The organism is Oscillospiraceae bacterium MB08-C2-2 (genome assembly GCA_035621215.1).
In the GTDB taxonomy this organism is placed as follows: domain Bacteria; phylum Bacillota; class Clostridia; order Oscillospirales; family Ruminococcaceae; genus WRAV01.
The window spans coordinates 1,725,428-1,748,719 of record CP141729.1; the positions used below are offsets into that span (position 1 = coordinate 1,725,428).

Sequence of the window (23,292 nt, forward strand, 5' to 3'; positions counted from 1 at the left end):
ACACTCGCAAAATAAATAGAAAGGAGTTTTCATCCCATCGATTGATGAAACCAAGGTGAAGTTTATGATGGTTCCAAGCTGTGAGAGAATTGAGGAGCTGGCTAAGGAATACCCCGTTGTCCCTGTCTGCAAAGAGCTGTATGCGGATATCATCACCCCCATTGCACTGCTGCGAAAGCTTGCCCAGAGCAGCAAACGGTATTTTCTGCTGGAAAGTGTTGAGGGCGGCGAGCGCTGGAGCCGCTATTCCTTTTTGGGCTTTGACCCGGTTCTGCGAATCACCTGCAAAAACGGAGTGGTTTCGATCACGGGGGAGAAAATTGAAACCTTTCAGACCGATCACCCGCTGGAAGCGGTGCGCAGCCTGATGAAGAGGTACCGTGCGCCCCAGATTCCCGGCCTGCCTCCCTTTTCCGGCGGCCTTGTGGGGTATTTTGCCTATTCCATGATGGGCTACGCCGAACCAACCCTGCACATCAAGGAAGGCGAGCTCAATGATTTTGATCTGCTGCTGTATGACAAGGTCATCGCCTTCGACCAGCTGCGGCAGAAAATCTGCGTCGTGGTCAACATGAAAACCGATAAGCTGATGGAAAACTACGGTAAAGCCTCCGGTGAGGTGGAGCGCATCATCCGCATGATTCAGGAGCCCTCCTCCCTGCCCGCCATTTCCATAGACAGCGCTGTGGACTTCCACTGCAATGTAACCAAAGAGGAATACTGCCAGCTGGTGGAACGAACGAAAGAATACATACGCAGCGGGGATATTTTTCAGGCGGTGATTTCCCGCCGGTTCCAAAGCCCTTATACCGGCAGTCTGCTCAGCGCCTACCGTGTTCTGCGCACCACCAACCCCTCTCCCTACATGGTTTACCTAAATATCGATGGCACCGAGGTGGTCAGCGCCTCCCCAGAAACACTGGTACGCTTGCAGGATGGCCGCCTCACCACCTTCCCGGTGGCCGGTTCACGGCCAAGGGGAGCCACCGAGCAGCAGGATAGAGAGCTGGAAGCCGAGCTTCTGGCAGACCAAAAGGAACTGGCGGAACACAATATGCTGGTGGATTTAGCCCGAAACGATCTGGGGCGCATCTCCAAGTTTTCCACGGTGGAGGTCACCCGCTACCAGATGATCCACCGCTATTCCAAGATCATGCACATCACCTCCTGCGTGGAGGGAAATATCCGGGAAGATCGGGATGCCTGCGATGCCATTGAGGCTGTACTCCCCGCCGGAACCCTTTCGGGTGCTCCTAAAATCCGGGCCTGCGAAATCATTGAGGAAATGGAAGCCGAACCAAGAGGCATCTATGGCGGGGCGCTGGGCTACCTTGATTTTTCCGGCAATCTGGATACCTGCATTGCCATCCGCATGGCGGTAAATCACGGCGGAACGGTTACTGTTCAGGCAGGAGGCGGCATCGTAGCCGACAGCGTGCCGGAGATGGAATACGAAGAGGCAGGCAACAAGGCCCAAGCCATTATTAACGCCATTATGCAGGCCGGGGAGGTGGATCGCTGATGATACTGCTTATTGATAATTACGACAGCTTTTCCTACAATCTGGTGCAGGTCACCGGTGGCCTGAACCCGGATATTCAGGTGGTGCGCAACGATAAAACCACCCCCCAGCAGATTCGGGAGCAAAACCCCAGCCACATCATTCTTTCCCCCGGCCCGGGGTATCCGGCGGATGCGGGCATCTGCGAGGATGTCATCCGGGAGCTGGGCGGCGAAATCCCCATTCTGGGGGTATGCCTTGGGCATCAGGCAATCTGCGAGGCCTTCGGTGGTGAAATCATCCGGGCAAGGCAGCTGATGCACGGCAAACAGAGCCGCATCCGTCTGGATACAGCCTGCCCCCTCTTTCAGGGACTCCCCGAGGAAATCATGGCCGCCCGCTATCACTCGCTGGTGGCAAGAGCGGATGCCATTCCCACTGAGCTGGAGGTCATCTCCACAGAACCGGGCGGCGAGGTTATGGCGGTTCGCCACCGCAACTACAACATTTACGGGCTGCAATTTCACCCAGAATCCATTCTCACCCCACAGGGTGAAACCATCATCCGCAATTTCTTGAATATGGAGGGCGGCACGCATGATTAAACAGGCAATCAGTCAGGCCATTCAGGGCAATCATCTCACCTATGAAGAAGCAAGGCTTTCCATGCAGGAGATCATGCAGGGTGAGGCAACACAGGCTCAAATCGCCGCTTTTCTCACCGCTTTGCGGATGAAGGGCGAAACCATTGATGAAATCACGGCCTGCGCCAGTGTCATGCGGGAGTGCGGCGCCAAGCTGGCTCAACAGGGCGACCTGCTGGAGGTTGTGGGCACCGGCGGAGACGAGGCCTATACTTTCAACATTTCCACCGTATCCGCTTTTGTAACAGCGGCGGCTGGGGTTCGGGTGGCAAAGCACGGCAACCGCAGTGTATCCAGCAAATGCGGAGCGGCCGATGTTCTGGAGGCTTTAGGCGCAAAACTGGATTTAACCGCCGAGCAAAGCGCATGTGTGCTGGAAAAAACGGGTATCTGCTTTTTGTTTGCACCGGTCTATCACGCCTCCATGAAGCACGCCGCCCCGGTGCGCCGGGAAATGGGCGCCCGCACCATCTTTAACATTCTGGGGCCCATGGCCAACCCCGCCAGTGCCACGATCCAGCTCTTGGGGGTTTACGATGAAAAGCTGGTGGAGCCTCTTGCACAGGTACTGGCCAATCTGGGGGTTAAGCGGGCCATGGTCGTCCATGGCAACGATGGTCTGGATGAAATCTCCCTGCACGCCCCCACCACGGTCTGCGAGGTGAATGCCGGCTCCTTCAAAAGCTATACCCTGGACCCCCGAGAGTTTGGCTTTGCGCTTTGTCCCTCCGAGGAGCTGACCGGTGGCGATGCGGCACAAAACGCCGAGATTGCCCTGCACATTTTGGAGGGAGAGCCGGGAGCCAAGCGGAATGTGGTGCTGCTGAACGCAGGGGCCTGCCTTTATCTGGCGGGCTGTGCCGAGGATTTAAAAAGCGGTGTGGCTTTGGCTGGCGAAATGATCGACAGCGGCAAGGCTTTGGAAACCTTGCAGGCCTTTATAGCGGCCACAAAGGAGGCACAGCCGTGATACTGGAAAAAATCGCCGCCGCCACAAAACTGCGAGTAAATCAGGCGAAAAAAAAGCGCCCCCTCGAAGTGGTTCGGGAACAGGCACTTGCCCTGCCGGCCGCTTCCCTCCCTTTTGAGCAGGCATTGGGCAGACCGGGAATCTCCTTTATTTGCGAGGTAAAGAAAGCTTCTCCCTCCAAGGGTTTGATTGCCCGGGAGTTCCCCTATGTGCAGATTGCCAAGGATTATGAAGCCGCCGGAGCGGCGGCTGTTTCGGTGCTCACGGAGCCCTTTTTCTTTCAGGGAAGCGACCGGTATCTCACCGAAATCAGCCGAAACATCTCACTGCCTATTCTACGGAAGGATTTCACAGTGGATGAATACCAGCTTTACGAAGCCAAGCTAATTGGAGCGGATGCCATCCTGCTCATCTGCGCTCTTCTGGATACCGATACCCTGCGGCAGTATCTTGCAATCTGCCGTACACTCGGCCTTTCGGCGCTGGTGGAGGCCCACACCCCCGAGGAGATAGAGTCCGCCCTTGAGGCGGGGGCTTCCATCATCGGGGTCAACAACCGGAACCTGAAAACCTTTCAGGTGGATTTGAGCATTTCCCAAGAACTGCGCACACTGGTGCCCTCGGAGATTCTGTTTGTGGCGGAAAGCGGTGTGCATACAGCACAAGATGTGGCCGCACTTTCCACCGCACAGGTGGATGCCATTCTGCTGGGAGAAGCCCTCATGCGCAGTCACGATAAGGCCGCCAAGCTGGCCGACCTGCGGGAAGGGATTGCAGTATGACCAAAGTCAAGTTCTGCGGCCTTCGCCGCATGGAGGATATCCAAGCGGCAAACGCCCTTTTGCCCGATTATATTGGCTTTGTTTTTGCCCCCAGTCCCCGGCAGGTTACTCCAGAGCTGGCAAAAAGCCTTCGGCAAAAGCTGGATCGCTCCATTGCTTCGGTAGGCGTATTCGTGGATGCGGCTATTGAGGATATTGCCGCCCTGTGTGAAAGCGGGGTCATCACCCACATTCAGCTCCACGGCCACGAGGATGAAGCCTATCTCACACAGCTCAGGAGCCGGATAAAGGCTCCCATCATCAAGGCGATACGGGTGCAGAGCCGGGAGCAGGTGCTGGCCGCTCAGGCGCTCCCTTGCGAATATCTCCTTCTGGATTCCTATCATGATAAGAAAATGGGCGGGAGCGGCAAGGCTCTTGATCTCAGCTTGATTCCACCCTTAACCAAGCCCTTTTTTTTGGCAGGGGGATTGGATGCAGGCAATGTAAAAGAGCGTATCGCCGCCTGCCGCCCCTATGGCGTGGATGTGAGCAGCGGTGTGGAAACAGCAGGCTTTAAAGACCCTGAAAAGATGCGAGAATTTATAAATGCGGTATACTCATATAGCTTAAAAACAAGGAGTGAAGTATCGTGAAAAAAGGACGTTTTGGCCAGCATGGCGGCCAATTTATTCCCGAAACCCTGATGAACGCTGTCATCGAGTTGGAAGAAGCCTATGAGGGCTTTCGCCGTGACCCTGCCTTCATACAGGAGCTGGATGCGCTGTTAAACCAATATGCCGGCCGACCCTCCCTGCTCTATTTTGCGGAGAAAATGACCCGGGAGCTGGGCGGAGCCAAAATCTACCTCAAGCGGGAGGATCTCAACCACACAGGCTCCCACAAAATCAACAATGTGCTGGGGCAAGTGCTTATGGCCAAGAAAATGGGCAAGACCCGGGTCATCGCCGAAACCGGAGCCGGTCAGCATGGGGTTGCCACCGCCACCGCCGCCGCGCTCATGGATATGGAATGTGAAGTGTTCATGGGCAAGGAGGATACCGACCGGCAGGCCCTGAATGTTTACCGCATGGAGCTGCTGGGAGCCAAGGTTCACCCGGTGACCAGCGGCACCCAAACCCTCAAGGATGCAGTCAACGAAACCATGCGGGAATGGACCTCCCGTTTAGAGGATACCCACTATGTGCTGGGCTCGGTCATGGGGCCTCACCCCTTCCCCACCATTGTGCGGGATTTCCAGAGTGTTATCGGCCGGGAGGTGCGGGCGCAAATGCTGGAGCGGGAGGGAAAGCTCCCGGATACCCTCATTGCCTGTGTAGGCGGCGGCAGCAACGCCATGGGGCTGTTCTACGAATTTTTGGAGGATTCGTCCGTTGCGCTGATTGGCTGTGAGGCGGCGGGGCTGGGTGTGGATACCCCCCAGAATGCAGCCACCGTTGCCAACGGAACGCAGGGAATCTTCCATGGCATGAAATCCTATTTCTGTCAGGATGAATACGGGCAGATTGCACCGGTCTATTCCATCTCTGCGGGGCTGGATTATCCCGGGATCGGGCCGGAGCACGCAAACCTTTACGACATGGGGCGGGCCAAATATGTCCCGGTTACCGACGACGAAGCGGTGGATGCCTTTGAGTATCTTTCCCGCACTGAGGGCATCATCCCGGCTATTGAAAGCGCCCATGCCGTGGCCTATGCCCAAAAGCTGGCCCCAACCATGGGCCGGGAGCAAATCATAGTGGTGAATCTATCCGGGCGGGGCGACAAGGATGTGGCCGCCATCGCCCGCTACAGGGGGAAAAAGCTTTATGAATAACATACAGAAAGCCTTTGCAGCCGGAAAAGCCTTTATACCCTTTCTCACAGCGGGAGACCCCTCCCTTGCGGTAACCGAGCGCTTGGTGATCGCTATGGCCGAAGAAGGAGCCGATCTCATTGAGCTGGGTATCCCTTTTTCTGACCCGGTGGCCGAGGGTCCGGTGATTCAGCGGGCGGATGAAAGAGCCCTTTTAGCTGGAACCACCTTGGATGGCATCTTTGAAATGGTCAGCCGGGTGCGGGAACAGTCCGCCATCCCCTTGGCCTTCATGACCTACATCAACCCTGTGTTTGTCTATGGGGCTGAGAAATTTTTCAGCCGGTGCGCCGACTGCGGCGTGGGTGCGGTGATTGTGCCTGATCTGCCTTTTGAGGAACGGGAGGAGCTTCTCTCCTTTAGCCGATCCCACAATGTGGCGCTGATTCCGCTGATTGCCCCCACCTCCAAGGAGCGCATCCGGGCTATTGCCCGGGAGGCAGAAGGCTTTGTCTACTGCGTTTCCTCCATGGGGGTTACCGGGGTGCGGGAGAATATCAAAACCGATCTTGCCGGTATGGTTCAGCTTGTAAAAGAGGAGCAGGATATTCCCTGTGCCATTGGCTTTGGTATCTCCACCCCAGAGCAGGCCGCCGAAATCGGGCAATATGGTGATGGCGTGATCGTGGGCAGCGCCATTGTAAAGCTCATTGAGCAGTATGGTGAAGGAGCCGAACCCCATGTTCGTACCTATGCCGCACAAATGAAGGCGGCCGTTTCGGCGGCGAAGCAGCCTGTATAAGGCTGCCTTGCTATCTCTCTGCTAATTGGATATACTGAGTCAAAACCGCCCGCTAAGCCGGGGATTGTCAACACAAAGCAAAAGCCCGGCCAACAGGTTCAATCCTGTAGGCCGGGCTTTTTGGTGTGCTTCTATTCGTCTGCTTGATCCAGCTTTCGGGCAAGGCCGGTGATTTCACTGTAAAGAGAAAAGGCGGCGGCCGGGGCATAGCCATAGATCAGGAACACATCCAATACAAAAGGCGAATAGGGCAGACCTGTCAGCTCCCGGGCAAACGCCATCCCAGCAATCTCGCTGAGACTGCGAATGGTGGAGCGGTTATGGAGTGGCCACGGCGCCCAAAGCTCCACCTTGCGGGTACGGGTGAAAATTTCGGATTTGTTTTTTTCTTCCACCACATGGAACAGCTCGTGGGCAAGGAGGATATCTTCTACCGTAATGTTGCCCATAATCTGGCGTACCTGACTATCCTCCAGCACCTGTTCCGCCTTTTCCAAGCCGTGGCGGAAGATGGAGATGGTGCCCGGGGGCGCGAACTGGGCGAAGGTCACCCGGTCGGTTCCAGTAGGCTGACTGGGTTTTTCCACCTTGATATCCAACGCCTTGGCTATAGCCTGTGGACTGCTGGTTCCATGTTCCTTTGCAGTAGACTGGGCATATTCCCGCCCGCACTGGCCTGCCTGCTGGGTGAGGGTATCCATCTTTTCGGGGGAAAACTTACCCCGCAAGGGGTCACGGGAAAAGGCATACCGGCCAAAGACACGATCGTCCAGCTGAATCAGCTCTGCCAGCATCTCCCCAATAGGGGGGATGCTTTCCGGCGAAGGGGGTGGGGCAGGTGTTTGCGGTTTGCCCAGAAAGGCTTCAAGCAGCCGCTGGAGAGTTCTTTCCTCGCTCATATCTGGTTAATGGCGCCCACAACCAGGATATCCACATCCGGTTCCAGATCGGCCACCTCCAGATCCATGAGCATATAAATCTGCTCCAAATCAATGGAGCCTGCAAAATCCATCACCCGGGCGCCAATGCACAGGTAATAATCTGGGCGCAGAATGCTGTCGGTCTTAAAGGTGGAAAGCTTCTCCCACATGGTTTTGACCACTTCACGGTAATCGGTGGCCTTGACTGACACAGCCTGGGCATCTGCCCGCTGCACCTTGATAAATCCCTTTTTATCCATAATGCGCACCATCTGCTGATCGCCCCGCTTGCAGCCGAATACATAACAGTATTTGGTTTCGCAAAGCTTCTCCACCTCGGCCGCCTTAATCTCGGGGCCAAAATCAGCCCGGGCCAGCTCCTTTGCCTCCTCTTCGGAGCATTCCTTGAGCAGGTCGGTGGTTTTCACCTCGGTGGAGCCCATAGCGATGGCGGTTACCTTAGAAGTCTGGGGATCAATCTCAATGTGTACCTCCACGCTTTCCGGGTCGGCTCCGCTGCCGATGGCCTTGTCGATGGCCTCCTTCTTAATGCTGGTGATATCCTGCTGGGAGGGGTTGGGTATGATGCGCTCCACCACATCCCGCACCATAGCCAGCGCAACACCAATGGAAGAGATAACCTCGGCGTTTTCGGGAATGCTGTAGCGCAGCTTCATTTTATCGGCGCTGTAGCAAATCAGAGAGGCCGCTCCCCCGCCTACACCCACCAGAGAAATCTGGTCGTGCTCCAGCCGGTATTTCTGAGCCAAATCCAGAATGACCGGCTCAATTTTTTCGTGGGCCTTTTGGAGAATCTGGGCGGCAACCTCCTCCACCGAAATCCCCAGATGGTCGGCCAAGGGCTGCATGGCCTTGCGAGCGGAGTTTACATTGCCGTAGGAAAAATGCTCCGGCTTCACCAGCCCCAGCACGTTGGCGGCACAGCTGTTGGTAATGGTCACCCGCTTGCCACTGGCAAGGCGGATGGCTACATAGTCATCGGGATCGCCCTTGCGGGGCGAGAAAAACTCCAGCTTGGGGTCTACAATCTCCGATTCATCGGTAAACACCGCATAATCCATACCGGCAATGTGAGCGCTTCGGGGGCCAACATCCACCACCTGCTTCTGGTTGGCCCGCACCATGCTGCCGCCGGCAACACCCAGCACCCGCACATCCAGCGAGCTGATGTAGGTGCTGTGCCCACCTACCACCGAGTAATCGATGGCCGGGCGGCCGTTTTTGATAACGCCAATGTTGGTGGAGGTGCCGCCCACCTCAAAATACACGCCGTTGGAGGCCCGCAGATACATGAGCGAACCCATAACGCTGGCCGCCGGGCCGGAAAGCATGGTCAGCACCGGGCGCTTTTTCATCTCGGAGCAATCCATAACGCCGCCATCGCCCCGCATGATCATCAGCGGCACCGTTACCCCCGCCTCCCGGACGCTGGATTCTGTGGAATTGGCTGTATCCAGCATCTTCGGCAGTATGCTGGCGTTGATAGCCGCTGTACGGGTACGGCGGGTCAGGCCGTAAAGCTTGGTGATATCCGAAGCAATGGTGGTGAACAGCCCCATCTCCTGGGCAATGCGGTGGATGTGCTCTTCTTCTGCAATGCTGTCTACCCCAAAAGCCATGGAGGAAACAATCACGTTGGCTCCCTGCGCTTTTAGCTCGTTAACCGTTTTGCGAATCAGCTCATCCTCCAGCTGCTTTTTCTTCAGGAAGGTGTTGCAGATAGAAATTTTCCGCCCGGTTCCCAAATCGATGTCATCCAACCGGGTCTGCCGCTTGGCGAGCCAGCCTTCGAGGCCGCCGCCCGCCACACCAATCACACCTACTTTAGCCACATCGCCTTCCAGCAGGGCATTGGTGGCTTGGGTGGTGCTGTGGGCTACGAACACAACATCATCGGGCGAAATTCCGTTTTGGGCCATACAATTTTGAAAGGCCTCCACCACACCAGCCGCTACACCTTTTTCATGGGAGTGGGTGGTTTTGACCGAGGATTTTCCGATTATCTGATGGGTGCTGTTATCCAGTGCAACAGCCTTGGTGTGGGTGCCGCCCACATCAATGCCCATGCGTACAAGTCTCTTAGACATTTTGTTTCCCCCAAAGTTTTGTGGTATATCCGACCGTTTCCAGTGGAATCCGTCGGAAAGCCAAAAGTGCCGGAAGCATGGGAGGAATCCCACGCCTCCGGCAAAATCGCTGATACAAAGTACTGCTCTAGGCCGGGATAGGCACTAAGCCGTTGCCGAACACCAAAAATGTAACAATATATAGGAGTATGGAAACGATGATGCCATTGGGCACCGTATACCGCAGCAAATCTTTGCCTTCCACCTTGGTGTAGGCAAGACCCCAAGCCACCCAAGACTGGGTGATACAGCTGCCAACGTTCATGGTAATGGTTGGAATAGCAAAGCAGGCATACAGGAAAGGAACGGTAAAGGCCGAGATGCCCAAATTGCTGACCACACCCAAGGTTGCGGCGCCGCAGCCAACCAGAGTCATAGGGCCACGGAACAGGCCCAATGGGGATAGAATTGCGAACAGGATGCAGAGCACAAGGGTGGTTTTTGGCATAACAGGGCCAACAACCGCTTTAAAGTAAGGTGCGCAAAGCTCGGCGGCTTTGTTAAACATAGGCAGAGTCAGCAGAAAGCCGATGAGGGGCGCAGTATCCACAACGCCATCGTAATACATTTTATTAACAAGCTGGCAGCTTTCTTTAAAGTGTTTGAGTTTGCCGCAAACAAACAAAGCGAAAAAGCCGCAAAGCACAAAGCCCAGGATAACAGGAATTTTCAGGAAGATGACACCCAGCACAGGAAGAATAGGGGTGATCAGGGCAATACCGGGAACCTGCTTGGTATCCTCCACCTGCCCGGTCTGGGCAGCCCAGCTGTGAACCGGCTTCTTGGCCTTTAAATAGAAGGCTGTGCCGATTGTGGTAACCAGCAGCATGATGATAATTGCATAGATTCCCCACTTCTGAACATACCAGGTGAAGCTGAATTCAGGCATTTGATCAGCCGCAAGGTGAAATGCCCTATACTGCGCAAAATAAACAGGATTCATGTAGCTGCCTGCGCCTACCGCACCCACAAAGGTAAACAGGGCGAGAGGCTTGGGGATGCCCAGAGACATCAGGATAGGCAGCACAATAACACCGATAGCAATAACAGGCCCAGCGCCTGTCATAGAGGTAAAAATAACGGTAGTTACAAAATTCAGCAGAGATACGGTAATAATAGGACGGTCACCGCCCAATTCAACCGTCTTGCGAATGATGGTGGCTGCAATGCCGGTTTCCATAAGCACCCGACCAAACCAGGCACCCCACAGCACATTGACCAGAATGGTGCCCCAGCCCTCTGGCGCACTCTGAAATATCTTAGCAAGAGAAGCCGCTAGTGCCTCCCACGAGGCGATGCCGGCAATGCCGTTTGCCTCCAAAAAGGCGGGACTGGAAATCTGATTGCCAATCAGCGGCAGGGCAGTCCATAGAAAAGACATGATCAGGAATCCGATCATCAGATTGTGGCCCTTGAAGCAGTAGTAGGCTAACCAGAAGAAAGAAATAAGCAACAGTATACCAATTAGATATTCCACAAAAAAAGCCTCCTCAATATATTTTTGTATTAGTCGAAGCAGGGGCCCCTGCCTGCGCTATTACCTAAGCGGTTCTTTCCGGGGAGTGCTTTGCAAACGGGTTTATACCGGCACCTTGATGACCAGCTTTTTCACCTTTTCGGGCTGCCCCGCCATGCACCGGGGTTTATGGGCATCCTCGGGAGCCACAAGGGCAAACTGGCCTTCCTTTAAAAGAATATAGCCGCAATACGCCGGCTCCTTATAGAAAGCCATATCTTTTTCGCTGTCATAAGGGGTCTGGATTTCCAGCTCAGAGCGGTCGGCAATACCAAACAGCTCTTGGCCCGAAACCATATACTGAATATCAAAAAAGCGCTCGTGGGTTTCAAACTTGCCCGTGTTGGGGGGGATTGTATCGTATTCCTGCACCTGAACGGTGATATCCTCGGTGAGCTTGATAGCCCCTTCCGGCAGATCAGCCAGATCGCTTCTGCGGAGGAACTCATAGCAGATTTTGAATTTCTCCTCCAAGTAATTGTATTTTTCCGCTAAGGCAATGGATGTATAAAGCATTTTTCTTCCTCCTGTATAATAAAGTTTCGTTTTATAGCCACTAAACTTGAAAACGAAACCATCGTTTTCAAAAGCAAGCTCTGCTTGCTTTGCACCAAAGGCGCAGTTTTGCCTCTTAGTATGCCATTCTGCCGCTATAGGCTTAGGTGCTTTCCCGAATCACCAGCTGACATGGAATCACACAAGGGTCCAGCAGGGTTTCACCATCCAGCAGGCGCTTGAGAAGATTAGCCGCCGCCGCTCCGCTTTCCTTAGCCCGGTTATCGATGCTGGTGAGGCTGGGCCGGGAAAGCTGGGCATAGATGGAGTTGTTGATCCCCATAACCGAAACATCCTTCGGAACCTCATAGCCCATTTCCAACAGGGCATACATCCCGGTGACAGCAAGCAAATCCTTGGTATAAATCAGTGCATCGGTTCTGGGGGCCATTCGCATCAGCTCCTTGGTCGCAGCCGAAACCCCATCCAGTTCGCTGGAAATCGAATATTCGGTGATCTCGTTTTCCAGCCCATTGCGGCGCATACCCTCCCGGTAGCCCTGCCGTTTTCTTTTTTCACTCACAGTATCCTCATCGAAAATCAGCACAAGCTTTTTTCGGCCCCGCTCCCGCACCAGATAATTCACAGCCTCCACATAGGCGGCCTCCTCGCTGGTGAGCACACAGGCAAAATTGGGATGGGGCAGCAATGCGTTGACAATGGCACAAGGGAAATCGATCCCTTTATCCTCAATCTGCTTGCGGCAGTCGGGATCGGCAAAAATAGAGCCTACAAACACAATGCCATCCACCTGCCGGGTAACCAGCATCTCAAGATAATCGCCAAACCTCTTTTTTTTGCCGCCCAGATTGCAGACAATGGCGCTGTAGCCATATTGGCTCATGGCACGCTCCACTTCATAAACAATATTGGCGTGGTGATTATCCCGTATATCCACCGACATAATGCCAATGGTTTTTGTGGTTTTGCTGGCAAGCCCTCTGGCAAGCTGGCTGGGGGAATAACCGTATTCATCCAAAATGTTCTGAATATGCTGTTTGGTCTTTTCGCTGACTTCACCTTTTTTGTTGAGAACCCGGGAAACAGTTGTAATGGATACCCCGGCTTTTTGCGCTATGTCGTAGATGGTTAACGCCATTCGGGGTACCTCTGCCGGTATTCTCTGAGTAAGTCATCCACAATTTTCACATTGTTGGCGGCGCTTTGCATATCCGCCCCTGAGGGAACTGCGCCAGTCATCTCATTGACAATCCGCTGGATATAAGGCTGGGCCACATGCTCCGGCTCAGGGAAATCCAGAAGCTCTTCCCTGCCCTGCACCGTTACCCGCACCGGGCCGTAAAAGAGGCCGGTTGTGCGGATGTGGCCTTTTTCACCCACAATCAGCATTTCTTCCTCGTTGTGATCGGCCACATAGCACCACATTCCGCTGACCACCACACCGCTTTCACACCGCATCACAGCGCTGAGGGTATCCTCCACCGGATAGAACCCGCCCAAATTATCCGCCACACCCTGCACATGCGTGATTTTCCCGAAAAGAAAATCCACCACATCCAGAACATGGGTGGCCATATCCACAAATTTGCCGCCAAAGGTAGCACTGGGTGTTAGCCGCCAAGGGAGGTTTTCCCGATCCAGATCGGTTGCCTCCAGCTCCATAAAATGGGAAAGGCGGACAAACCGAATGCTTCCCAGCGCACCGGAATCAATCAGCTCCTTGATTTTCAGGTACTTTTCCATACCCCGGCGATAAAAGGCCACATAAACAGGGAGCCGTGCCTTTCCGGCCGCTTCCATGACTTCTAAGCATTCTTCATATCGCAAGGCCATGGGCTTTTCTATGTAGGGGATTTTGCCTGCCCCAAGGCACCGCAGGGCGTATTCTTTGTGAAAGCGCGGCGGTGTCGGCAGATAAACCGCTGTAATTTCTGGATCATTCAAAATATTCTCCACGGTTCGGGCAACAACCGGTACCCCGTGGCGGCGGGCATAGTCACAAGCTTTTTCATAGTCAAGATCGTAAACCGCTTTCAGCCGGGAGTTTGCTGACTTATAAAGCCCGGGGCCGCTCTTTTTTTCGGTAACCGCACCGCATCCCACCATGCCCCAGCATACTTCATTCATATCCATCTTCCTCCGTGTTGAGAGATCTCTCCGAAAACGCTTTCAATTATTATATTTATTGGACTTGCCACGGCAGAACCGAAAATAGCCTGTATAGTCAATAAACTTGAAAACGAAACCATCGTTTTCACAAGCAGGCTTTGCTTGCCTTGCGCCAAAACCGCAGTTTTGCCTCTTAATATGCCATTTTCCCGCTTCTCCAAAGCGAGAGAACACAGCGGAATGCTGTGTTCTTGAGAGCAAGCGCACTTGTTTTCAAGTTCGATTCCTATAAAAACATAGAATAAATGCTCTTTACAGCAATGGATTCTTCTGCATTCCCTGTTTCCGAAAGCGCTTTCGTTTTTTTCTGTATTTAAAATATAGCACAGCCCTCCTTACTATACAATCCACATATAACAAAAAAATAGTTTATATTTGTTGTTTAATATTTATAAATAAGGCTATAAATTCGTAAATTTTAGTTTTTTATTTTCCGCATTCAAAATTTTTTATACTGTTTTTTAGATATTTTTTATTGGTACAAATTCTTATTTTATTTATAAAAGGTTTTATTGGATAGAAAAAAAGCCCGAACCCCACACAATGGAAAAGTGAAGGATTCAAGCCTTTTAATATTCGATGCAATATGTAGTGCATGAAGATCTGCCAATACAAAAGTAAGAGCCGTGTGTTAATATAAATTACGGATTACATTGAAGATGCAAAAGCCCAAGACAATAACCTGCACCCCATTAAAGCAAATTTCCACTGTTTTTTCCGGCAGTTTTTTGTTCAGCCACGAGCCGATAAACCCGCCCAGAATGGCTCCGATAATCATAACGGGGATCTTAGAAAGATCATACACAGCAAACCCCGTGGCTACACCAACTGAAATCAGCTTGGAAATCTGGGCAAAAAGAATGGTAATAATAGAATAGACTGTCGCTGTTTTGGTATTGAAGGCAAAGACAAAAATTAGCAAAGCCACATTGATAGGCCCACCGCCAATCCCCAAAAAGGAGGAAAGAAACCCAAGAAACACACCGGTCAAGCCAGAGGCAATCATTCCGGTTGCCCCCAGCATTTTTATCCTGTTTTTATAGAGCATATAAACAAACACGCCGATAACCAAAAGAGCCAGCACAATGTTCTGGACTGCCAAAACCATACGGTTACTGCCCAGCTGCCGGATAATGGCGGAAAGAATCTGCTGGCCGATGTTTCCGCCCAGCACCGAACCAAGCGATAACGGCAAGGCAATTTTGAAGTTGATCGCGGCCTTCTGCCGCATCTGCCGGATAATGGAAACAATAGCCATGGCAAATACAGTAAAGCAGGATAATATCCCGATGGTAGCCGCATCATAGTCCCCCAGCACATCCAGCACCGGTTTAATGATGACACCGCCCCCCATACCGGTCATGGCACCTGCTGTGGTGGCCGCAATGGAAATGAGAAAATAAACAATATGCTCCAAGGCCGATCTTTCCTCCCTATATTTTTCGGATGTGCAACCCAATTTAAGTGAGCTTTGCGCAGCTTTCACGCTTAATGAGGCTAAAGGGAATCACAATTTTCACCGGTACCTGGTGCCCACCCTGAATGCGATCCAGCAGCGTTTTCACTGTGAAATGCCCCAAATCCTCCCGGGGTATATGGATGCTGGTGAGCATCGGGGTGCTGTATTGGCAAAGCTCGATGTTATCGATGCTGATCACCGAAATATCCCCCGGAATCTGGAGGCCTTTTTCCCGCAGGGCCTTGATTACACCGATAGCCGTGATATCGTTGGCACAAAACAGAGCCGTGGGGCGTTTTTCCGAGCGAAGAAGCTTGAGGCCGCTTTGATAGCCGCCCTGAATGGATTGGCTGGTGTTGAAAATCCACTGGTGCTCAATAGGGTGCCCAAGCTCCTTCACCGCATCATAGTAGCCCCGGTAGCGTGCCTCTTCCGATTGCTCCCCAATATACCCGATGCGGCTGTGCCCCAGCTGGCTCAAAACCTGCACTGCATGGCGGGCCGCCTCATAACCATCACAAATCACCTGATCACAGCTGTTATCCCGCAGGCTGTTGAGCCCCACCATCACAATGTTTTTGCATTGTCCCCGAATGTGGGCCAGCAGGCCTTTTGAGCAGCGCCCCAAAATAATCACGCCATCCGAAGGGGGCACTTCTGGGAAAACAGGCAGCTTGCCCTCTTCCACTGCGGGAAAAACGCCGGTAATTCGGCAGGCCTGCTGGATGCATTTCTGCTCTATAATGCGGTAAAGCTCCGAGAAAAACTGCCCGGATTCACTGTCACTGGTGCGGGCAAAGATACAGGTAATCACCGGCACAGCCCCGGTTTGCCGGGAGAGGCTTCCCTTTTTCAGACCTTGTGCATTGCTGTTTGGGATATAGCCTGTCTCATGCACCTTTTGCCAGATTTTATCCGCAACCTGAGCGCTGGCCGCGTGGCTCTTGTTCCCGTTGACTACCCGGGAAACAGTGGAGACCGATACACCGCACAGACTTGCCAGCTCTTTCAGGGTCATGATATTTTCTCCTTGCGTTTTAAGCATAGTATAACACAAAGGCATCGCTTTCATTTGTTTTTTAACGCAAACGTTTGCATAATTTTCTGAACTAAAAAAAAATGGATATGGTATGATGGAATCAATCAAGCTGGAACCGAATTAGGTTTCAGCCAGCACAATGTAATACCCGCTCTCAGGGGCGAAAAACTACAAATATACTCAAACAGATTAAAAACCAAAAGAAGTTTTCAATCATCGGGTAAAACCCGATGCGCAAAGCGCTATTTGAGTATGTAGTAAGAATAGGCCGCTTTGCGGCCTGCGGCCCTTGGCCGCATAAATAAAACTACATTTTATTTCTATTCAACTATAAAACAGGAGGGTATGTTCTATGAAGTACATCTTTCTCAACCTCAAGCGGTTTGATATTCCCAAGGAATTGGGCGGGGTCAACAGCATTGCTCCCATGAAAAACTGGGCAAGCTATATTGTGAGCAACACACAAAATCAGCTGGCCAAATACAATCAGGACGAAGTGGAATTCGTGGTGTATTTTCCCGAAGCGCACCTGATCGGGGCGGTGGATGCACTCTGTGAAAACAGCCCTCTCAAGATCGGCTGTCAGGGTGTTTTCCGGGATGATACAGCGGTAGGCGGCAATTTTGGCGCTTTCACCAGCAACCGTACAGCCAACGCTGCAAAGGCCATTGGATGCGGCGGCACAATGATTGGCCACTGCGAAGAACGCCGGGATAAAATGGGCATTTTGCAGGAGGCCGGTGCTACCGATCCAGATGCAGTCAATCGTTTGCTTAACAAAGAGATTAAGTGTGCCACCCAAGCAGGGCTTTATGTGCTCTACTGCATCGGCGAAACTGCCGAAGAACAGCCCCACTGGCAGGAAACCCTGAAAAAACAGCTCGAGATCGGGCTGGAGGGCGTGGATACCAGCAAGGTGGTAATCGCCTATGAGCCGGTCTGGGCCATCGGGCCGGGCAAAACACCCCCGGATGCCGACTATATCCAGATGATCGCCAAGTTTGTCAAGGAAACCACCCATGGTCTCTCGGTGGTCTATGGCGGCGGTCTTAAGGTGGAAAACGCCGAAATGCTGGCTTCGATTCCTGAAATAGACGGCGGCCTTATCGCTCTTACCCGTTTTTCCGGTGAGATCGGTTTTTATCCCGATGAGTACTTGGAAATCATCCGCACTTACTTGGGCAAGTAACCCAACGATTTATAAAAACAGAAAGGACTGTGCTGTATGAAGCTGTCATTTGAATATGGGCAGGGCACCATGGATGCCAATCTCCCTGATTCCACCGATGTATTTGTCCCCGGCGAAACCGTTCCCGATCCTCCCTGTATCCCTGAGGAGCAGCTGGTGGAGAAAACCCGAGAGTCTATCCTGAATCCTGTGGGCATCGAGCCCCTTTCCAAGCTGGGCTTTAAAGGTGCCAAGTGCGTTATAATCTTCCCTGACCGTGTCAAGGGAGGCGAGCAGCCCACCGCTCATCGGAAGGTTTCCATCCCCATTGTTCTGGAGGAGCTTTATAAGACCGGCGTGGAGAAAAAGAATATTATGCTCATCTGCTCCAACGGCCTCCACAGAAAGAACACCAAGCAGGAAATCCAAAACGTTCTGGGCGAGGAGCTCTTCAACGAGTTCTGGTATAGCCACCAGATTCTTAACCACGACAGTGAGGATTATGACCACCTTGTGGATTTGGGCACAACCGAGCGGGGCGACCCGGTTCTCATGAACAAATATGTTTTTGATTCCGATGTGGCTGTGCTGATCGGGCATACCCAAGGCAACCCTTACGGCGGCTATTCAGGCGGCTATAAGCACTGCACCACCGGCATCACCCATTGGCGCTCCATTGCCTCTCATCATGTGCCGGAGGTTATGCACCGGAAGGATTTTACCCCGGTCAGCAGCAATTCCCTTATGCGCACCAAGTTTGATGAAATCGGCGAATACATGGAAGAAAAAATGGGCAAAAAATTCTTCTGCTGTGACGCTGTGCTGGATACCAAGTCTCGTCAAATTGAAATCAACAGCGGCTGCGCCAAGGATATCCAGCCTATTTCATGGAAAACAGCCGACAAGCGCACCTATGTGCACTGGGCAGAGAAAAAATACGACATTATGGTTTTTGGTATGCCCCAGTTCTTCCATTATGGCGATGGCATGGGCACCAATCCCATTATGATGATGCAGGCCCTTTCGGCTCAGATCATCCGGCATAAGCGGGTTATGAGCGATAAGTGCGTCATCATCTGCTCCTCTGCCTGCAACGGCTATTTCCACGATGAGCTGTTCACCGGCTACCGCAAGGTTTACGAAATGTTCCAGCACGACCATATGGATACACTGGCGGATATGAACCGCTACGGCGAATATTTTGCCACCAACGAGGAATACATCCGCATGTACCGCCACTGCAACGCCTTCCATCCCTTCCATGCCTTTTCCATGATCAGCTGTGGTCATATTGCTGAGATGAACACCTCCGCTATCTATATTGTAGGTGCCGAAGAGCCGGGCTACGCCAGATCAATGGGGCTGAAAACCAGAGCCACCTTTGAGGAAGCTCTCACCGATGCTATGAAAAAATACACCGGCCCCAACCCCAATATTTTGGCTCTGCCCCGCACCTTTAAGACTGCCGCTGTGCATCTGTGCATGAAGAATCAGACACAAGGAAATTATGGCGTGGATTTCTGCCACGGTGTATAATCTCCTTCGCAGCAAGATTTAAAATTGTAAAGCACCTGTGTATTTTAAAAAATACACAGGTGCTTTTTTGTAACCCATAGATTTACCCACAGGTCGATTTATGATACAATAACAAAACTGAATATTTATTAAAATCAAGGCACAATGGCCTATCAATCAGCCTTCATACTTTCTGGCAAAAAAAGCTTCGTATATAGGCTGGCAATATGCTTATAGTAATGAAGGACATCTTTATGGAAGGAACGGAATACGGAATGATGAAAAAATTCGCAGCAGCTTTTTGCGCTTTTATGATATTGCTTACCGGCTGTCGAAGCCGTGAAAATAATCCCGCACAGGAGAGCTCCATCGGCCAGAACTCTGTCATTGCAAGCCAGCTGGAAGCCATTGAAGCGACCACCATGCCGGAGCATTCGGTTCAGGAGTTCGGCGAACCGGAGGCAATCATGGAATATGGGGGCTATTTTGCCTGCAAGGTGCTTTATCCTGTAACCGGTATTCCGGAAGTGGATAAAGTAATTGCCAAGTGGGCTAAAGGGCTCTACGAGGATGTTTCTGAGCAGGTGAAGGAAATACGAAAGACCCTGAAGGATGCCACCGGCACCCTGACAGTCAACTACAATTCCTACCGCATCGGTGAGCGTTTCGCCAGTGTGGAAGAGCTTGGTTTTTACACCTACAACGGTTTGGCGCATCCTGTGGAGCCAGTTAAAGTGTTTAACATTGATCTCAAAGAAAAGCGCATTATCTCGGGTAAGGAGCTTTTCACATCCCAAGGCACCGAAACAGTCTTAAAGATGCTGGCGGATAAAATACTGGAAACCGATGCCTCCCTTGCCTCTTTTGTGGAAGAAATGAACCCCCAATGGCTGGAAAATGCCCTTCTTAAGCCCGATGGCATCGAAATTATATTGGAGCGTGGAGGCTATCTTCCCGGCTATCTGGGCACACAGCGTTTTTTCTTTTCTTATGAGGAGCTGGGTGATTCCCTTGCTTTTGCCAGTGAGCTGGGGCTCACCTCCTCCAGCTCAGAAAATGAAGCCGCCGAACCAGCCCGGGCTCCCGCCTCTCAGGCGGAAATAGACCCGGAAAAACCCATGCTGGCCCTTACCTTCGATGATGGGCCCAGTGCGTCAACGGCACGCATCCTGAGCCTCTTGGAGCAAAATGGGGCGCGGGCTACTTTTTTTGTCATTGGCAACAGCGTCCAGAATCGGGCGGAGGTGATTCGCCAGATTGTGGAGCAGGGCAGTGAGGTTGCCAACCATACATGGAACCATTTGGAGCTGACCCGCCTTTCTGAAGAAGAGATGAAACAAGAGGTGCAGTCCACCAACGATCTTGTGGAGAAAATTACCGGGGTGCGGCCTATTTTTTTGCGTCCTCCTTATGGCTCTTTTAATGCTCAAGTGAAGCAAAATGCCGCCAATATGGGAATCCCCATGGTTAAATGGTCGGTGGATACCTTAGACTGGGAAAGCCAGAACGCAAAGAAGGTTCACGATGCCATTATGCGGGATGCTAAAAACGGAAGCATTATTTTATGCCATGACCTTTATTCTTCCACCGGGGAAGCTATGGAAACGGTGATTCCAGAACTGATTGCCCAAGGCTATCAGCTGGTGACCGTTTCAGAGCTGCTGGAACACTCCCAAGAAAGCATAGAGGCTGGAATGGTCTATTACAGCACAACCCTAAAAAAATAGTGTAAACATATAGAGCCACTTTTACCCACAAAAAAACCACCTTCCGGTGGTTTTTTCTTATACTGTCTTGTTTATTTGGCATCCTTACGCAAGGCGGCACGGCGGATTTTGCCGCTGATGGTTTTGGGCAGCTCCTCCACAAATTCCACAATACGGGGATATTTATAGGGTGCCGTCTGTTTTTTCACATAGGCTTGCAGCTCTTTAATCAGGTCGCTGCTCTGTTGATAGGCCTTGGTCAGCACAATAGTGGCCTTAACCACAGTGCCGCGAACCGGGTCGGGAGCACCGGTTACGGCACACTCCATAACCGCCGGATGCTCCATAAGCACACTTTCAATTTCAAAGGGCCCGATGCGATAGCCGGAAGCCTTGATGATATCGTCGGTGCGGCCTACATACCACAGGTAGCCGTTCTCATCCTTCCAAGCGGTATCGCCTGTATGATAAATGCCATCGTGCCAAACCTGACGGGTCAGCTTTTCATCCTTGTAATAGCCTCTGTAAAGGCCAACCATGGGCTTGCCTTCGGGCGCACGGATCACAAGCTCCCCTACCTCGCCGGGAGGCACAGGCATACCGTCCTCATCCACCAAATCCATGTTATAAAGAGGCGAGGGCTTGCCCATAGAGCCGGGAATTGGCTCGGTTCCCACCGTGTTCAGCGCCATGACCGTGGTTTCGGTCTGGCCAAAGGCTTCCATCAGCCGCAGGCCAGTCATTTCATAAAACTTATTGTAGACCTCGGGGTTCAGTGCTTCACCTGCTGTGGTGGCGTATTTGACTGAGGAAAAATCATAATCCCCCAGCCCTTCCTTGATGAAAAAGCGGTAAATGGTGGGCGGTGCGCAAAAGCTGGTCACCTTGTATTTGGCAATGCGGGAGAGCAGCTCCCCGGGAACAAACTTATCCATATCATAGACAAAAATGGCCGCAGCCGCAAACCATTGGCCATACAGCTTGCCCCAAACCGATTTAGCCCAACCGGTTTCGGAAACAGTGAGATGCAGGCCATCCGCCTGTACATTGTGCCAGTATTTGGCGGTGAGAATATGAGCGATGGGATAGGTGTGGTCATGGTAAACCATTTTGGGATAGCCGGTTGTGCCCGAGGTAAAATACAGCAGCAGGCTATCCTCTGTGCTGGTGGGAACACGCTCCAGAGAAGGCTCTTGGGCCGCCATCTCACTGTCAAAGCTGATCCAACCCTCACGGTCACCCCGAACCACAAAGCGGGCTTTCAGCCCCTTGTAGCTTTGGGCAGCCTCCTCCACGGCGGCGGTAACCTCTCCTTCCGCTGTGGCAACAATATGGCTGATTTCCGCCGCCTCGAAGCGGTAGATATAATCCTTAACGGTCAGCAGGTTGGTGGCCGGCACACCCACAGCACCCAGCTTGTGGAGAGCCAGCACAGCAAACCAGAACTGGTAATGGCGCTTGAGCACCAGCATCACCTTATCACCCCGGCCAATGCCATGTTTCTGGAAAAGGCGGGCTGTCTGGTCGCTGTAGGTTTTCATTTCCCCATAGGTAAAGACATGCTCTTCACCATGATCGTTGCACCAGACCATGGCCCGGCGGCCCGGCTCACGGCGGGCAATCTCATCCACTACATCGTAAGCAAAGTTGAAGCCCTCGGGAACCACCGGCTCAAAGCCGCAGAGGATCCCCTTTTCATCAAAAGTCTCTTTACAGAACTGCTTATAGAAATGCTCCATTGCACTCATTGTTATTTCTCTCCCTCATCTTCATCGGCCGGCTTCACAACCATGGCCAGAAATTGGCAGTCACGGCCCCCGGTGGCAATCATGCCGTGGGGATGGCCGGAATCGTAGTAGACACTGTCCCCTTCACCTAAAACCTCAATATGATCGCCCAGCTGAACTTTCAGCGAGCCCTTGAGAACATAATCCATTTCCTGCCCCTTGTGGGTGGAAAGGGCAATGGGTGCGCTTTGCTCCGCTTCAAAATAGGGCGCGGTTACCAAAAAGGGTTCAATCATTTTGTTTTTCATATTGTAGGCCAAATGATGGTAAGAAAATCCTTGCCGCCGGTGCATGGGCAGGCCCTTGCCACTGCGCACAATGCTATAGAAGGAAAGCTTAGGAGGCTCGCCGCTGAGCAATTCCACAACATCCACGCCCAAGATATTGGCGCAGTCATACAAAAAGGTAAAGCCAAAATCCTTTTCGCCGCTTTCATACTGCTGGTATTGAGCAAGGGAAACATGGGTTTTTTCAGCCATTTCCGCCTGTTCAATCTCCAGAATTTCCCGCAGGCCCCGTATACGCTGGGCAATTTCCATAATTCGAGTATCCATCCGCTGTTCCTCCTGTTTTAATTCGGTTTTTACCCCTTCTTTGTATGAAACTTCGCCGCTGCTCTTCCGGTTGGAAAAGCAAGCAAAACAATGCAAAAAAACCCATCCCATAATCATGGGACGAGTCTTAAAAAGCTCCGTGTTACCACCCAAATTGCACAGGCATCCAGCACCTGTACCACTCATTCCGGATTCAAACAAATCCTCGACCTCTAACGCTGTCTTTGCGGAGGAAGTTACTCACCAAATGGCTTTGAATCCTCGGCTCAAGGGTGATGCCTGCATTCCATCCGCTGTCGGCT

At 52.3% G+C, this 23,292-nt stretch carries 20 protein-coding genes; 10 read left to right on the forward strand and 10 right to left on the reverse strand.

Features of this window, described 5'->3' with window-relative positions:
• Positions 1 to 64 precede the first annotated feature (64 nt).
• From trpE to trpA, 7 genes are read left to right on the forward strand one after another with little or no spacing between them, the layout of a single operon-like run.
• Positions 65 to 1,522, forward strand: coding sequence for an anthranilate synthase component I (gene trpE, locus U6B65_07630; protein WRS26225.1), 1,458 nt, complete (start codon positions 65 to 67; stop codon positions 1,520 to 1,522).
• Positions 1,522 to 2,106 carry an aminodeoxychorismate/anthranilate synthase component II gene (locus U6B65_07635; protein WRS26226.1) on the forward strand — a complete coding sequence of 195 codons (585 nt, stop codon included), beginning with the start codon at positions 1,522 to 1,524 and terminating at the stop codon, positions 2,104 to 2,106. Before trpE ends, U6B65_07635 begins: the two co-directional genes overlap by 1 nt.
• The gene (gene trpD, locus U6B65_07640; protein ID WRS26227.1) at positions 2,099 to 3,115 is read left to right on the forward strand and encodes an anthranilate phosphoribosyltransferase; all 1,017 of its coding nucleotides are present in this window, start codon (positions 2,099 to 2,101) and stop codon (positions 3,113 to 3,115) included. Before U6B65_07635 ends, trpD begins: the two co-directional genes overlap by 8 nt.
• Positions 3,112 to 3,897: an indole-3-glycerol phosphate synthase TrpC gene (gene trpC, locus U6B65_07645; protein ID WRS26228.1), complete on the forward strand. Its 786-nt coding sequence runs from the start codon at positions 3,112 to 3,114 to the stop codon at positions 3,895 to 3,897. The genes trpD and trpC overlap by 4 nt, the downstream gene beginning before the upstream one ends.
• Complete coding sequence (locus U6B65_07650) at positions 3,894 to 4,532, forward strand: phosphoribosylanthranilate isomerase (protein WRS26229.1); 639 nt, start codon at positions 3,894 to 3,896, stop codon at positions 4,530 to 4,532. Before trpC ends, U6B65_07650 begins: the two co-directional genes overlap by 4 nt.
• Positions 4,529 to 5,713, forward strand: a complete 1,185-nt coding sequence (trpB, locus tag U6B65_07655; GenBank protein ID WRS26230.1) for a tryptophan synthase subunit beta — start codon at positions 4,529 to 4,531, stop codon at positions 5,711 to 5,713. Before U6B65_07650 ends, trpB begins: the two co-directional genes overlap by 4 nt.
• On the forward strand, positions 5,706 to 6,494 hold the full coding sequence (gene trpA, locus U6B65_07660; GenBank protein WRS26231.1) for a tryptophan synthase subunit alpha: 789 nt from the start codon (positions 5,706 to 5,708) through the stop codon (positions 6,492 to 6,494). The genes trpB and trpA overlap by 8 nt, the downstream gene beginning before the upstream one ends.
• 131 nt (positions 6,495 to 6,625) lie before the next feature.
• Here trpA and U6B65_07665 read toward each other — a convergent pair whose 3' ends face one another.
• From U6B65_07665 to U6B65_07700, 8 genes are all read right to left on the reverse strand, one after another.
• Positions 6,626 to 7,393: a hypothetical protein gene (locus U6B65_07665; GenBank protein WRS26232.1), complete on the reverse strand. Its 768-nt coding sequence runs from the start codon at positions 7,391 to 7,393 to the stop codon at positions 6,626 to 6,628.
• Positions 7,390 to 9,522 carry a hydantoinase/oxoprolinase family protein gene (locus tag U6B65_07670; GenBank protein WRS26233.1) on the reverse strand — a complete coding sequence of 711 codons (2,133 nt, stop codon included), beginning with the start codon at positions 9,520 to 9,522 and terminating at the stop codon, positions 7,390 to 7,392. The genes U6B65_07665 and U6B65_07670 overlap by 4 nt, the downstream gene beginning before the upstream one ends.
• Before the next feature lie 127 nt (positions 9,523 to 9,649).
• Positions 9,650 to 11,038 (reverse strand): citrate transporter, encoded by a 1,389-nt coding sequence (locus tag U6B65_07675; GenBank protein ID WRS26234.1) that lies wholly within the window; start codon positions 11,036 to 11,038, stop codon positions 9,650 to 9,652.
• A gap of 102 nt (positions 11,039 to 11,140) precedes the next feature.
• Positions 11,141 to 11,593 carry a YhcH/YjgK/YiaL family protein gene (locus U6B65_07680; protein WRS26235.1) on the reverse strand — a complete coding sequence of 151 codons (453 nt, stop codon included), beginning with the start codon at positions 11,591 to 11,593 and terminating at the stop codon, positions 11,141 to 11,143.
• 142 nt (positions 11,594 to 11,735) lie between these two features.
• A complete protein-coding gene (locus U6B65_07685) occupies positions 11,736 to 12,731 on the reverse strand; it encodes a LacI family DNA-binding transcriptional regulator (GenBank protein ID WRS26236.1) in 996 nt (331 codons plus the stop codon).
• Positions 12,722 to 13,720, reverse strand: coding sequence for a Gfo/Idh/MocA family oxidoreductase (locus U6B65_07690; GenBank protein ID WRS26237.1), 999 nt, complete (start codon positions 13,718 to 13,720; stop codon positions 12,722 to 12,724). Before U6B65_07690 ends, U6B65_07685 begins: the two co-directional genes overlap by 10 nt.
• 673 nt (positions 13,721 to 14,393) lie before the next feature.
• The gene (locus tag U6B65_07695) at positions 14,394 to 15,179 is read right to left on the reverse strand and encodes a sulfite exporter TauE/SafE family protein (protein ID WRS26238.1); all 786 of its coding nucleotides are present in this window, start codon (positions 15,177 to 15,179) and stop codon (positions 14,394 to 14,396) included.
• Positions 15,180 to 15,222: 43 nt separating this feature from the next.
• Complete coding sequence (locus tag U6B65_07700; GenBank protein WRS26239.1) at positions 15,223 to 16,239, reverse strand: LacI family DNA-binding transcriptional regulator; 1,017 nt, start codon at positions 16,237 to 16,239, stop codon at positions 15,223 to 15,225.
• A gap of 373 nt (positions 16,240 to 16,612) precedes the next feature.
• On the opposite strand from U6B65_07700, the gene U6B65_07705 reads away from it, so the two are divergent.
• The 3 genes from U6B65_07705 to U6B65_07715 all read left to right on the forward strand — a co-directional run bounded on the left by U6B65_07705 (position 16,613) and on the right by U6B65_07715 (position 20,670).
• Positions 16,613 to 17,449: a triose-phosphate isomerase family protein gene (locus U6B65_07705; protein ID WRS26240.1), complete on the forward strand. Its 837-nt coding sequence runs from the start codon at positions 16,613 to 16,615 to the stop codon at positions 17,447 to 17,449.
• 36 nt (positions 17,450 to 17,485) lie between these two features.
• Complete coding sequence (locus tag U6B65_07710; protein WRS26241.1) at positions 17,486 to 18,964, forward strand: lactate racemase domain-containing protein; 1,479 nt, start codon at positions 17,486 to 17,488, stop codon at positions 18,962 to 18,964.
• 233 nt (positions 18,965 to 19,197) lie between these two features.
• A complete protein-coding gene (locus U6B65_07715) occupies positions 19,198 to 20,670 on the forward strand; it encodes a polysaccharide deacetylase family protein (GenBank protein ID WRS26242.1) in 1,473 nt (490 codons plus the stop codon).
• 71 nt (positions 20,671 to 20,741) lie between these two features.
• Here U6B65_07715 and U6B65_07720 read toward each other — a convergent pair whose 3' ends face one another.
• The gene (locus U6B65_07720; GenBank protein WRS26243.1) at positions 20,742 to 22,397 is read right to left on the reverse strand and encodes an AMP-binding protein; all 1,656 of its coding nucleotides are present in this window, start codon (positions 22,395 to 22,397) and stop codon (positions 20,742 to 20,744) included.
• A gap of 2 nt (positions 22,398 to 22,399) precedes the next feature.
• Positions 22,400 to 22,990: an XRE family transcriptional regulator gene (locus U6B65_07725; protein WRS26244.1), complete on the reverse strand. Its 591-nt coding sequence runs from the start codon at positions 22,988 to 22,990 to the stop codon at positions 22,400 to 22,402.
• Positions 22,991 to 23,292: the final 302 nt, after the last annotated feature.